10 protein-coding genes are annotated in these 13,039 nt (G+C 62.0%); 4 read left to right on the top strand and 6 right to left on the bottom strand.

The features are described from left to right. Positions 1 to 27: 27 nt before the first annotated feature. The 3 genes from BA011_RS07135 to BA011_RS07125 all read left to right on the top strand — a co-directional run bounded on the left by BA011_RS07135 (position 28) and on the right by BA011_RS07125 (position 2,255). On the top strand, positions 28 to 699 hold the full coding sequence (locus BA011_RS07135; protein ID WP_065279914.1) for a DsbA family oxidoreductase: 672 nt from the start codon (positions 28 to 30) through the stop codon (positions 697 to 699). Between the two features lie 11 nt (positions 700 to 710). Then, on the top strand, positions 711 to 1,268 hold the full coding sequence (locus BA011_RS07130) for a GrpB family protein (protein ID WP_065279913.1): 558 nt from the start codon (positions 711 to 713) through the stop codon (positions 1,266 to 1,268). 186 nt (positions 1,269 to 1,454) lie between these two features. After that, the gene (locus BA011_RS07125; protein WP_065279912.1) at positions 1,455 to 2,255 is read left to right on the top strand and encodes a DUF4261 domain-containing protein; all 801 of its coding nucleotides are present in this window, start codon (positions 1,455 to 1,457) and stop codon (positions 2,253 to 2,255) included. A 2-nt stretch (positions 2,256 to 2,257) separates the two neighbouring features. On the opposite strand, the gene BA011_RS07120 is transcribed toward BA011_RS07125, so the two are convergent. The 3 genes from BA011_RS07120 to BA011_RS07110 form a co-directional block, all read right to left on the bottom strand. Next, the gene (locus tag BA011_RS07120) at positions 2,258 to 2,725 is read right to left on the bottom strand and encodes an OsmC family protein (RefSeq protein WP_065279911.1); all 468 of its coding nucleotides are present in this window, start codon (positions 2,723 to 2,725) and stop codon (positions 2,258 to 2,260) included. 64 nt (positions 2,726 to 2,789) lie between these two features. After that, a complete protein-coding gene (gene mfd, locus BA011_RS07115; RefSeq protein ID WP_065279910.1) occupies positions 2,790 to 6,290 on the bottom strand; it encodes a transcription-repair coupling factor in 3,501 nt (1,166 codons plus the stop codon). Next, positions 6,287 to 6,592 carry a succinate dehydrogenase assembly factor 2 gene (locus BA011_RS07110; RefSeq protein ID WP_017960426.1) on the bottom strand — a complete coding sequence of 102 codons (306 nt, stop codon included), beginning with the start codon at positions 6,590 to 6,592 and terminating at the stop codon, positions 6,287 to 6,289. The genes mfd and BA011_RS07110 overlap by 4 nt, the downstream gene beginning before the upstream one ends. Positions 6,593 to 6,684: 92 nt before the next feature. Here BA011_RS07110 and recG point away from each other — a divergent pair, with 92 nt between their 5' ends. Then, positions 6,685 to 8,790: an ATP-dependent DNA helicase RecG gene (gene recG / locus BA011_RS07105; protein WP_065282438.1), complete on the top strand. Its 2,106-nt coding sequence runs from the start codon at positions 6,685 to 6,687 to the stop codon at positions 8,788 to 8,790. Between the two features lie 81 nt (positions 8,791 to 8,871). On the opposite strand, the gene BA011_RS07100 is transcribed toward recG, so the two are convergent. The 3 genes from BA011_RS07100 to glmU all read right to left on the bottom strand — a co-directional run bounded on the left by BA011_RS07100 (position 8,872) and on the right by glmU (position 13,011). Then, entirely contained in the window at positions 8,872 to 9,579 is a 708-nt protein-coding gene (locus tag BA011_RS07100; RefSeq protein WP_017960424.1) for a DUF502 domain-containing protein, read from the bottom strand. A gap of 134 nt (positions 9,580 to 9,713) precedes the next feature. Further along, complete coding sequence (gene glmS / locus BA011_RS07095; RefSeq protein WP_065279909.1) at positions 9,714 to 11,540, bottom strand: glutamine--fructose-6-phosphate transaminase (isomerizing); 1,827 nt, start codon at positions 11,538 to 11,540, stop codon at positions 9,714 to 9,716. Between the two features lie 109 nt (positions 11,541 to 11,649). Next, positions 11,650 to 13,011 carry a bifunctional UDP-N-acetylglucosamine diphosphorylase/glucosamine-1-phosphate N-acetyltransferase GlmU gene (gene glmU, locus BA011_RS07090; RefSeq protein ID WP_065279908.1) on the bottom strand — a complete coding sequence of 454 codons (1,362 nt, stop codon included), beginning with the start codon at positions 13,009 to 13,011 and terminating at the stop codon, positions 11,650 to 11,652. Between the last annotated feature and the right edge of the window lie 28 nt (positions 13,012 to 13,039).

Here is a 13,039-nt window from a genome sequence, read left to right as displayed (position 1 = left end):
AGGCGCACAGAAATAAGGAACATCATCATGGAGCGCATCACCATCGACGTCGTCTCGGATGTCGTCTGCCCCTGGTGCTATCTCGGCAAGGCGCGGCTGGAACTCGCCATCGCCGAGGTGCAGGACCAAATCGGCGTCGACATCAACTGGCGGCCGTACCAGCTCAATCCCGACTACCCCAAGGAAGGCGTCGACCAGAAGAAGGCGCTGGCGGAGAAGCTGGGCGGCGAGGAGCGTGTGGCCCAGGCGCACAAGATGCTCAGCGATTACGGCCGCGAGGTCGGCATCGCCTTTAATTTCGAGGCGATCAAGATCGGCCCGAACACACTCGATGCGCATCGGCTGATCCACTGGGCGATGATCGAAGGCCGCGAGAAGCAGGACAAGGTCGTTGCCGCGCTGTTCAAGGCGAATTTCGAGGAAGGCCGCAATGTCGGCGACCATGCTGTGCTGCTCGATATCGCCGAAAAATCAGGCCTCGACCGCTCGGTCATCGCCTCGCTGCTTGCCTCCGATGCCGACCGCGATCTGATCGTCGCCGAAATCAAGGCAGCGCAGGAGATGGGCGTCAACGGCGTGCCCTTCTTCATCTTCGATCAGCAATATGCCGTCAGCGGCGCACAGACGCCCGAGGTGTTGGCGAACGCGTTGCGCGACATTGCTAAGGCGAAGACCGAGGCGCGGTCAGGCCTCAACTGACGCCGCCGGTCATGCCGATCGAGATCGAACAGTCGCGAGCGAGTTGGGCCGAGGACTTTACGACGCTCAAGAGTGCCATCATGCGGGCAGCGCCCGCCGGCGCATACCTGCATCATATCGGCTCGACCGCCATTCCCGGTCTTCCAGCAAAAGATATCATCGATATCCAACTTACCGTGGAGACTCTGGCCGAGGTCAGCGAAAGCACGCTCGAACGGGAGGGGTTCGAGCGCAGATCAATAGTGGCCGATCATTGCCCTCCGGGACTTGACCTTGCGGAAGGCGAGTTGCGGAAGGCACTTTATCGCAGCAAAGGGCGTCCGGCCAATCTGCACGTTCGGGAAAGAGGCCGTTTCAATCAGCGTTACCCTCTTCTTTGCCGCGACTTCCTCCGCGCCCATCCGACAGCGGCAAACGCCTATGCGCTGATCAAGCAACGGCTCGCCCAGCGCTCTCCCGCGGACGTCGATTTCTATTACGATATCAAGGACCCGGTGTTCGACATCATCATGGTCGGCGCCAACGAATGGGCGAAACTGATCGGCTGGTCGGAACCGCCAGGCGACTAGGACTACCTTTTAAGATCAGGCCGGAGCGCCATGCAGCTGACCTAGTCTCATTTCAACTACACGCGTGACAACCGATTTATTTCATCTATCCAGTTACTTCCAATTTCAGATAGCGACAGTTAGCAGGACCTTCCGGTGAGTTCTCAAGTGTCATCCCTCCGTGAATCCGCTTCGACTTCGGAAGCAATGATCGCGATCGTATTTATGAAGGATGGCGATTCAGATTGTCTTTCGCCTATTTCCCTTGCGCTACGGCAAAGCTGGCCCGGTTCGAGCATTGATGTTTCGGAAAACGACGAGAACAAACCACTTTTCGTCTTCTACGACAGCACCTTGGGCGGCAGCGTGATGTTCATGGATGCTCAGGCTCCTTTGGGTGAAGGTGACCCGCAAATCAGAAATGCCTGGTTCTGGCCGACCGCTTGGAAAGAACTCAGCCAGCACAGATCACATATCATTGTCACTATTTTCGGCGGGGGTAGCGGAAAGCAAAAAGCCTTAGCTTTGCAAAGGATGCTGCAGGTAATCCTGACAAGCATTCCCTCTGCGATCGGTGTTGTGAGTCTTTCCTCAGGGGCGCTGTTGCCAACTTCGATGGTCTTGCCGCTCGTCGAGAAAGACACCGAGGTCGCTATTCCGATTTTTGTTTCCTGTTTGTTTGCAACAGAAAATCCCTCGCGTTTTCCAAAACCTTCAATCTTTTGCTCGACAGAAGGACTGATGAACTTCGGCTTGAAAAACATCGAGGCGCGAGGCTATCCCGGCACTATTCCGGACTTGCATGAGTTCATGCTTGCCTTCGCAGCGTACTTGATTGAGCATGAGGCAAATGTGGCAGATGGCGATACGGTCGGATCAACTGAGCAAAAAATTCTCGTGAAGATAGAGAAATCGTTGTTTCGCGAGAGCCAAGTGTACAGTCTATATTTTCAAGGAATGACTTGGCGAGCGAAACTGTGGCGCTTCCTGTTTGGCAACCGACCGTAGCTTCAACCCAGAACCGGAACGCAGCGCACCTCGGTCTTCACCGAATTGGCGATGAAGCATTCGTCGTGGGCGCGATGGTGCAAGGCTTCGAGTTCGCTTAAAGAGGGCTGTTTTTCGCCGCTGAAGACGACATGCGGCCGCAGCGTCACGACGGTCATGGCGAGGCGGCCCTCGGCATTCTTTTCCATGACGCCCTCGGCGGCATCGGTGTAGCTCTCGACGCAAAAGCGCTGTTTGGCGGCGAGCGACAGGAACCAGAGCATGTGGCAGCTGGAGAGCGAGGCGACGAAAGCCTCTTCCGGATCGACGGCATCCTCCGCGGAATAGGGCAGCGGCACGACATGGGCGGAAGAGGACGCCCTCACCTCGATGCCACCATCAAAGGTCCAGCGGTGGGCACGGCTGTAGCGGTTGTCGGTAAAGGTTTCGCCGTTGCGCTGCCAGGCGATCGTTGCGCCGTATGTTCCCATCTCGATCTCCCTTTTCCATGCAATTCCGGACGCAAAACCGCGGCACAGTTTTGCTGGAGTTGCTCTATTTCGCGAATTCCGCCAGCTGCGTCATGATAACGGCAGCGCCCTGCAGGCGTTTTTCCGGTGTCGGCAGGTCTCGGGTCAGGAACAGGCTGTGATCGGGGCGGATCTTCGCCATCGTGCCCTGCTTGCCGATATAACCGACGAGGTTGGCCGGATTGGGGAATTCCTTGTTGCGGAACTGCACGACGACGCCCTTCGGGCCGGCATCGAGCTTTTCGACATTGGCGGTGCGGCAGAGCGATTTGATGTAGACGATCTTCAGCAGGTGCTGGACTTCGATCGGCATCGGGCCGAATCTGTCGATCATCTCGGCGCCGAAGCCGTCGATTTCCTTGAGTTCGGTGATTTCGCCGAGACGGCGGTAGAGCGCCATGCGCAGATGCAGGTCGGGCACGTATCCTTCCGGGATCATTACCGTCGTGCCGACGGAGATCTGCGGCGACCAGCCGGTATCGTGGATCTCGTCGACACCCTTGACCTCGGCGACCGCCTCTTCCAGCATTTGCTGGTAGAGCTCGAAGCCGACTTCCTTGATATGGCCTGACTGCTCCTCGCCGAGCAGGTTGCCGGCGCCGCGAATATCGAGATCGTGGCTCGCCAGCTGGAAGCCGGCGCCGAGCGTATCCAGCGATTGCAGCACCTTCAACCGGCGTTCGGCGGTTGCCGTCAGCACCTTATTAACAGGCAGGGTGAAGAGCGCGAAGGCGCGCACCTTCGAGCGGCCGACGCGACCACGCAGCTGATAGAGCTGGGCAAGGCCGAACATATCAGCACGGTGGACGATCAGCGTATTGGCGGTGGGCACGTCGAGGCCGGATTCGACGATGGTGGTCGAGAGAAGCACGTCGTAGCGGCCTTCATAGAAGGCGTTCATGATATCTTCGAGTTCGCCGGCCGGCATCTGGCCATGGGCGACCGCGACCTTCAGCTCCGGCACATCCGACTGCAGGAAGGCATGCACGTCCTCGAGATCGGCAAGCCTGGGGCAGACATAGAAGCTCTGGCCGCCGCGATAATGCTCGCGCATCAGCGTCTCGCGGATGACCAGGCTGTCGAAGGGAGAAATGAAGGTGCGCACCGCCATGCGGTCGACCGGCGGGGTGGTGATCAGCGACAGTTCGCGCACACCGGTCATGGCAAGCTGCAGCGTGCGCGGGATCGGCGTCGCCGACAGCGTCAGCACGTGCACGTCGCTTTTCAGCTCCTTCAGCCGCTCCTTGTGCTTGACGCCGAAGTGCTGTTCCTCGTCGATGACGAGCAGGCCGAGATTGGCGAATTTGATGCCGGCGCCGAGCAGCGCATGGGTGCCGACGACGATATCGGTCTTGCCTTCCGCCACTTCCTTCTTCGTCAGCGCCAGCTCCTTGGCGCCGACAAGGCGCGAGGCCTGCTGGATGCGCACCGGCAGACCGCGGAAACGATCGGAAAAGGTTTTGAAATGCTGGCGGGAAAGCAGTGTCGTCGGCACGACGATGGCGACCTGGGCGCCGTTCATCGCTGCGACGAAGGCGGCGCGCAGCGCCACCTCCGTCTTGCCGAAGCCGACGTCGCCGCAGACCAGACGGTCCATCGGCCGGCCGGCGCCGAGATCGGAGCGCACCGCCTCGATGGCGTTTTCCTGGTCCTCGGTCTCGTCATAGGGGAAGCGGGCGGCGAATTCGTCGTAAAGGCCTTCCGGCGTCGTCAGCATCGGCGCGTGGCGCGTCAGGCGCTCGGCGGCGATGCGGATCAGCGCATCGGCCATATCGAGCAGGCGCTTCTTGAGCTTGGCCTTGCGCATCTGCCAGGCGCCGCCGCCGAGCTTGTCGAGCTGAGCTTCGGTGCCTTCGCCGCCGTAACGCGAGAGAAGATCGATGTTTTCGACCGGCAGGAAGAGCTTGGCCTCGTCGGCATATTGCAGTTCGAGGCAGGCATGCGGCGCGCCTGCGGCCTCGATGGTCCTCAGTCCTATAAAGCGGCCGATACCATGTTCGGCGTGGACGACGATCGAACCCTCATCGAGGCCCGCGACTTCCGAGATGAAATCGGCTGCGCGCTTGCGGCGCTTGGAGCGGCGCACCATGCGGTCGCCTAATATATCCTGCTCGCCGATGACGACGAGGTCCCCGGCCTCGAAGCCGGCTTCGAGACTGAGCACGGCAGCAGCAGCCTCGCCTCTCGCCAGCGAGCCGATATCCTTCAGCGCCTCGATCGGCTTGACCTTTTCCAGGCCGTGTTCGTTCAACACCTGCAGCAGCCGCTCCAGCGAGCCTTCGGTCCAGGCGGTGACGAGCACTTTCGCGCCGGCAGCACGGCGGTCGGCGATATGCTTGACGACGACGTCGAAGATGTTGATGCGTTCGGCATCGCCGCCGCCTTCGGCATTGGAGCGGGCCCAGCGCTGGCCCTGGCGGGCGTCGACATTGACGACCCGCCGTGCCTCGCCCTCATGCTCGTTGAAGGGGCTGATGCGGATCGCGGCCAGCGCATCGAGGGTTTTGATGAAAAGCTTGCTGTCGAGATAGAGCTGGCCCGGCGTCACCGGCTTGTAGGGCGTGCCCTGCGTCATCCCCTTGGCCGGCTGGCCGGAGTTCAGGCGGGCGTCATAATAGTCGAAAACGAGCTTGGAGCGCTCTTCGGCTGCTTCACGCACCGTATGATCGATGACGATCCGGAAGCCGCTCAAATAATCGAAGACGGTATCGAGCTTCTCGTAGAAAAGCGGCAGCCAGTGCTCCATGCCAGGGTAACGGCGGCCTTCGGAGACGGCAAGATAGAGCGCGTCGTCGCGGGTGGTCGCGCCGAAAGCGGAGAGGTAATTCTTGCGGAAACGGCTGATCGTATCGGGCGTCAGCGTCACCTCGCTCATCGGATTGAGATCGAGGGAGCGCACCTGCCCGATTGTGCGCTGGCTTGCCGGATCGAAGCTGCGGATGCTTTCCAGCGTATCACCGAAGAAATCGAGGCGGACCGGCTCTTCGGAACCCGGTACGAAGACGTCGAGAATGCCGCCGCGCACGGCATATTCGCCGACCTCGCGAACGGTGGCGACCCGCTCGAAGCCATTGCGCTCCAGGCGGCCGGCGAGATCGTCCATGCGCAGCTGATTGCCTGGACGGGCCGAAAAACTCAGGCCTTCGATGACATCCTGCGGCGCCACCTTCTGCAGCATGGCATTGGCGGTGACGAGCACGATTGCCGCATGCGGCTTCTTGCGATGGGCGATGAGGCCGCCGAGTGCAGCCAGCCGGCGAGCCGAGGTGTCGGCGCTCGGCGAGACGCGGTCATAAGGCAGACAGTCCCAGGCCGGCAAGGTGAGAACCGGAATGTCGGGGGCGACGAAGCCCAGCATCTGCTCCAGATCGGCCATGCGGTGGCCGTCGGACATGACATAGGCGACCGGCTCTCCCGTTCGGGCGAGCTCGGCGAGCAGCAGCGTTTCAAGACCTGCCGGCACATTGCCGATCGTCAGCGGCTCGGCAATGGCCGCAAGCTTCTTCGCATCGAAACCAGGGATCATTCCGGCGTCCTGAGGGGCTTGTCAAAATCGGGTTTGTAGGCGGCGATGCGGGCAAACATCGGTGTTTGGAAACGCTCAGGCACCGGCCATGTTCCCATGATCCAGCGGACGAGATCATTGTCCTCTTCCGCCATGATCGTCTCGAACTCGTCGAGCTCGGCTTCCGAAAGCGTCGCCACCTCGGCTTCGGCGAACTGGCCGAAGACCAGATCCATTTCGCGGATGCCGCGATGCCAGCAGCGGAAAAGGATCCGGCGGCGGCGCGGGTCGAGACCGGCACTCGTGAGCGTGACACCTGTCATGGCATTACCTTCCTGTTGATGCGCCTCTATAGACCCTGGAAAGCGGCTTGTCAGCCTTGCCAAGGCCGCATTGTTCGTCGCATTTTGGCCGCATGCGCCCCGCCATTCTCGATCCTCTGTTTTCCCCTATTTCGGGCCTTCCGGGCGTCGGACCGAAGATCGCCGAGCTGCTGGTCAAGCTGCTCGGGCGCGAGACGCTGGAGGATTGCCGGGTCATCGATCTGCTCTTCCACGCGCCCTTCTCGCTGATCGACCGGCGCAACCAGCCTGGAATCGCCCGCGCGCCGCAGGGCGCGATCGTGACGATCACGGCGCGCGTCGACCGGCACCAGGTGCCGCCGGGCGGCAAAAGCAACATTCCCTATCGCGTCTTCCTGCATGACGAGACCGGCGAACTGACGCTGGTCTTCTTCCGCGGACAGGCGGCGTGGCTGGAAAAGCAGCTGCCTGTTGACGCGGAGGTGACGGTCAGCGGCAAGATCGACTGGTTCAACGGCCGCGCCTCGATGGTGCATCCCGATTATATCGTCAGGGCCGACGAGGCGGAGAGCCTGCCGCTGGTCGAACCGATCTATCCGCTGACGGCGGGGCTCTCGCCGAAGACGCTGCGCAAGATCATCGACGCCGGCCTGCCGCGTTTTCCCGAGCTGCCGGAATGGATCGACCTGGCGCTGACAGAGAAGCAAGGCCTGCCGTCGATCCGCGACAGTTTCCACATGCTGCACGAGCCGCGCGATCCTGGGGATATCGACCCGCAGGCCCCTGCCCGGCGGCGGCTTGCCTATGACGAATTCCTCGCCGGCCAGCTGTCGCTGAGCCTGGTGCGGCAGAGGTTGCGCAAGGTGGCGGGCCAGCCGGTCACTGCGACGGGCACAATCAGCAGCAAGATCCTGAAGAGCTTGCCCTTTTCGCCTACCGGCAGCCAGAACGAGGCAATCGCCGAGGTTTTGAAAGATATGGCCGGCAACGAGCGCATGCTGCGGCTGCTGCAGGGCGATGTCGGTTCCGGCAAGACGCTGGTGGCGCTGATGGCGATGGCGGCGGTGATCGAGAGCGGCGGCCAGGCCGTGCTGATGGCGCCGACCGAAATCCTGGCGCGGCAGCACCACGCGACGATCTCGAAATTCGCCGCCTCCGCCGGGCTCGGCATCGAGGTGCTGACCGGGCGAACCAAGGGACGCGAGAGGGAGGAAATCCTGGAGCGCATCGCCTTGGGTGCTGCCCAGATCATCATCGGCACGCATGCCCTGTTCCAGGACAGCGTCGCCTACGCCAATCTGATGCTTGCCGTCGTCGACGAGCAGCACCGTTTCGGCGTGCATCAGCGCCTGCGGTTGACCGCCAAGGGCCTCTCGCCGCACATGCTTGTCATGACGGCGACGCCGATCCCGCGCACGCTGGTGCTTGCCGCCTTCGGCGATATGGACGTCTCCAAGCTCACCGAAAAACCGGCCGGCCGCAAGCCGATCCAGACGATCACCGTGCCGATGGAACGGACCGGCGAAATCGTCGGCCGACTGCAAAGCGCGATCGCCGAGGGCAAGAAGGCCTACTGGATCTGCCCACTGGTCGAGGAGTCCGAAGAGCTCGACCTGATGTCGGCCGAGGAGCGGCATGCGACGCTGGTCTCAGCACTCGGCCCGGGCATCGGCCTCATCCACGGCCGCATGAGCGGGCCGGAGAAGGATGCTGCGATGATGGCGTTCAAGAACGGCGAGACCCGGCTGCTCGTCGCCACCACCGTCGTCGAGGTCGGCGTCGACGTGCCGGATGCGACGATCATGGTGATCGAACATGCCGAACGCTTCGGCCTGGCGCAATTGCATCAGCTGCGCGGTCGCGTCGGGCGCGGCGACGAGGCCTCGACCTGCATCCTGCTCTACAAGGGGCCACTCGGCGAGACCGGCCATGCCAGGCTTTCGATCATGCGCGAGACGGAGGATGGCTTCCGCATTGCCGAGGAGGACCTGAAGCTGCGCGGTGAAGGCGAATTGCTCGGCACACGGCAATCCGGCACGCCGGGCTTCCGCATCGCCAGCCTCGAGGCGCATGCCGAGCTGTTGGAGATCGCCCGCAAGGATGCTGCTTACCTCATCGAGCGCGATCCGGAATTGACCACCGAGAGAGGAACGGCGATCCGCACCCTGCTCTATCTTTTCCGCCGCGACGAGGCGATCCGTTTTCTTAGAGCGGGTTAAAGCGCGCCGAGGCGCGCTTTAAGTCTTTGTTCTATGCATGTCGTTACCCCAAAACCGCTGAACACTTTTGGGCGACATGCATCATTCAGCCTTGGAAACCGCCACCGGCTTTGGCCGCGGCAAATGCTTCTGCTTCGGATCGGCCGGCTTGTGTTCGGGCGCCACAAGCCCGCCTGAAATCAGGAACTTGGCGGCGTCTTCCGGCGACATATCGAGCATGACGATCTTCTCGCGCGGCACGAAGATGAGGAAGCCGGCTGTCGGCACCGGCGTCGGCGGCAGGAAGACGGCGACCATGTCCTGGCCCATGGCATTGAACTTCGAAGCGATTTCGCCCTTGGCGTCGGTGGCAATGAAGATCAGTGCCCAGAGGCCGGGACCCGGATATTCGATGAGGCCGACCTTTTTGAAGGAGTTCGCCTGTTCCTTCAGCACGGTTTCGAAAATCTGCTTCACGCTTCTGTAGATCGTGCGTACCAGCGGCATGCGCTGAACGATCGATTCGCCGAACCGGACGATGCTCTGGCCGATGAGGTTCTTGCCGAGGAAGCCGACGACGGTGATCAGCACGACGGCGATCAGCAGGCCGAAGCCCGGAATCGCGAAATTGAGATAGCTTTCCGGATTCCAGCGCGCCGGAATATAGGGCCGGACCCAGCTGTCCGACCAATGGATGAAGGTCCAGGTCAGCCAGATGGTAATCGCGATCGGCGCGCAGATGATCAGTCCTGCGAGAAAATTATTCCTCAGCCGCGTCGCCACCGGCATTCTGGGGGTGTTGTCGGCCATCGTTTCCTGATGAACTCCATCTCAGTCCTGGACGGGCCGGAACGCCGGCCCTCCCCCTTGTCCGCAGACCAAAATTGCCAGAATTCGGGGCGTCGCACAATATGTTTCGGTGCGACGGTCCCGGCGTTACAGGCTTATTCCACGGTCACGGATTTCGCCAGGTTGCGCGGCTGGTCGACATCGGTGCCCATGAAGACGGCGGTGTGATAGGCGAGCAATTGGATCGGCAGCGAGAAGATCATCGGTGCGATGATTTCGTCAACCACAGGCAGGGTGATTGTTGCCATGGTCGGCAGTTTCGAGACAGCCGCACCGGCCTCGTCGGTGATGAAGATGATGCGGCCGCCGCGGGCTGCAACCTCCTGCATGTTCGAGACGGTCTTTTCGAAGAAACGGTCGTAGGGGGCGATGACGATGACAGGCATGTTCTCATCGATCAGCGCGATCGGTCCATGCTTCAATTCACCGGCGGCGTAACCTTCGGCGTGGATATAGGAAATTTCCTTGAGCTTCAGCGCGCCTTCCATGGCGAGCGGGAAGCTGGTGCCGCGGCCGAGATAGAGCACGTCCTTGCACTTCGACAGCTCGCGCGACAGGCTTTCCATCTGCGGCTGGATAAGGTTCAGCACCCGGCTCATGATGCGCGGCATTTCGGCGAGATGGCGCACCAGTGCCCTCTCCTCATCTGCACTCACCGTGCCGCGCGCCTTGCCGGCGCCGATCGCCAGCGCTGCCAGCACGGCAAGCTGGCAGGTGAAGGCCTTGGTCGAGGCGACGCCGATTTCGGGGCCGGCCATGATCGGGAAGACGGCGTCGGATTCGCGCGCAATCGTCGATTCGCGGACATTGACGACGGCGCCGATCTTCAACCCGTTGTCGCGGCAATAACGCAAGCATGCGAGCGTATCGGCGGTCTCGCCTGACTGCGAGATGAAGAGTGCGGCCTGCGACGGCGACAGCGGCATTTCGCGGTAGCGGAATTCGGAGGCGACGTCGATCTCGACCGGCAGGCGGGCATAACGCTCGAACCAATATTTGCCGACGAGGCCGGCGAGATAGGCGGTGCCGCAGGCCGAGATCGCAAGGCCGGTCGCCGCCTTGAAGTCGATCGCGGCGGCATTGGCGCCGATCGTATTCTCGGCGAAATCGACATAGTGGCTGAGCGCGTGAGAGATTACCTCCGGCTGCTCGTAGATTTCCTTTTCCATGAAGTGGCGGTGGTTGCCCTTGTCGACGACATAGGCGGTCGCCTGCGAGATCTGCCGGGCGCGCTTAACCGGCTTGCCGGCGAAATCGAGCACCGCAACGCCATCGCTGCTGAGGATGGCGCAATCGCCGTCGACGAGATAGGTGATCTCGTTGGTGAAGGGCGAGAGCGCGATCGCATCCGAGCCGAGGAACATCTCGCCGCGGCCATAGCCGACGGCAAGCGGCGGGCCGGAACGGGCAGCCATGATCGTGCCGGGATCATCCTTGAGCATGATGGCCAGCGCATAGGCGCCGGTTACCCGGTTCAGCATCTTCAGCATGGCGGCGCGCGGCTCCAGGCCTTCGCGCAGGTATTTCGCCATCAGATGGGCGACCACCTCGGTGTCGGTCTGGGTTTCGAAGACCGAACCCTCTTCGGTCAACTCGTCGCGAAGCTCGGAGAAATTCTCGATGATGCCGTTATGGACGACGGCGACGCCTTCGACGAAATGCGGATGGGCATTGGTCTCGTTTGGAATGCCATGGGTCGCCCAGCGCGTGTGGGCGATGCCGACGGTACCAGGCAGCGGTTCGATATCGAGGCGCTTTTCCAGATTGAACAGCTTGCCTTCAGCGCGGCGGCGATCCATCACGCCGTCATGAATGGTGGCGACACCGGCGGAATCGTAACCGCGATATTCGAGACGCTTCAGCGCATCGACCAGGCGCCCGGCAACAGGCGCAGTTCCGACGATCCCCACAATGCCGCACATATAGTATCCCCATAAAGGCTTCGACAACGAGGCCAGTCCTAACGATTCCTGCTTATTTCTCAATCACCTCGGCGGTCACTTTCAATTTCCGCCGGTTACGCAAGGCTGGTCAGGCTTTCGCCTTCTTCGCCGCCTTGATGGCGAGCGCACGCTCACGCAGCAGCGTCGCGCGGCCGGGCTTGATCTCCTGCCGGGCGCGGCCAAGCGCCAGCGCGTCGGCCGGCACATTGACGGTGATGACGCTGCCGGAGGCGATATAAGCGCCGTCGCCGATGGTCACCGGCGCGACCAGCGAGGAATTGGAACCGATGAAGGCGTTTTCGCCGATCACCGTCTCGCTCTTGTTGACGCCGTCATAGTTGCAGGTGATCGTGCCGGCGCCGATATTGCTGCCGGCGCCGATGACGGCATCACCGATATAGGTGAGGTGGTTGACCTTGGCGCCCTCGCCGAGCCGGCCGTTCTTGACCTCGCAGAAATTGCCGACCTTCGAACCGGTGCCGAGATCCGCACCCGGACGCAGCCGCGCAAAGGGGCCGACGGTCGCGCCCTGGCTGACATGCGCGCCTTCGATATGCGAGAAGGCATGGATGACGGCGCCGCTGTCGATCACCGCGCCGGGACCGAAGACGACGTTCGGCTCGATCAGCGCATCCTGGCCGATGACGGTATCGTAGGCGAGAAAAACCGTTTCCGGCGCGATCATGGTGACGCCTGAAAGCATCATCTCGTGGCGGCGGCGCTCCTGCCAGAAGCGCTCGATGACGGCGAGTTCGGCCCGGTTGTTGCAGCCGGTCATCTCGATCTCGGGAGCATCGACCGCGGTGACGCGTCCGCCAAGCGAACGGGCGATTTCGACGAGATCGGTCAGATAGAATTCGCCCTTGGCGTTGGCATTGCCGATGCGCGAGAGAAGATCGAGCGCCTTTCTGCCGTTGATCGCCATCAGCCCGCTGTTGCACCAGGTCACGGTGCGCTCGGCATCGGTCGCATCCTTTTCCTCGCGGATGGCGATGAGTTCGCCGTCCTTGACGAGCAGGCGGCCGTAGCCGGTCGGGCGGTCGGTGTGGAAGCCGATGACGACGACATCGCTGCCATCGGCAAGGCCTTGGCGGGCGGCCTTGAGCGGTCCGTCGGTCTGCAGCGGCACGTCGCCATAGGTGACGAGGATATCGTCATAACCCTTGACGATCGCTTCGCGCGCCGCCAGCACCGCGTGGCCGGTGCCGAGGCGTTCCTTCTGCAGACAGGATTCGATGCCGACGCCGTCGATGCTTGCCGCCTTTGCCACGTCCTCGGCATCACGGCCGACGACAAGGGCGACGGATGAGATGCCGGCGGAGGCGACCGCCTCGACCACATGGGCGATCATCGGCCGTCCGGCGACCGGATGCAGGACCTTCGATTTCGAGGATTTCATCCGCGTGCTGTCACCGGCGGCAAGGATGACGGCAAGACAAGTGCGTTCCATGATTTGCTCCGCGAATCCGCGCCATGAG

This window comes from Rhizobium leguminosarum, from assembly GCF_001679785.1.
In the GTDB taxonomy this organism is placed as follows: domain Bacteria; phylum Pseudomonadota; class Alphaproteobacteria; order Rhizobiales; family Rhizobiaceae; genus Rhizobium; species Rhizobium leguminosarum_R.
The sequence above is the reverse complement of the archived record's forward strand: the minus strand, read 5'-3'. Positions and strand labels throughout refer to the sequence as shown.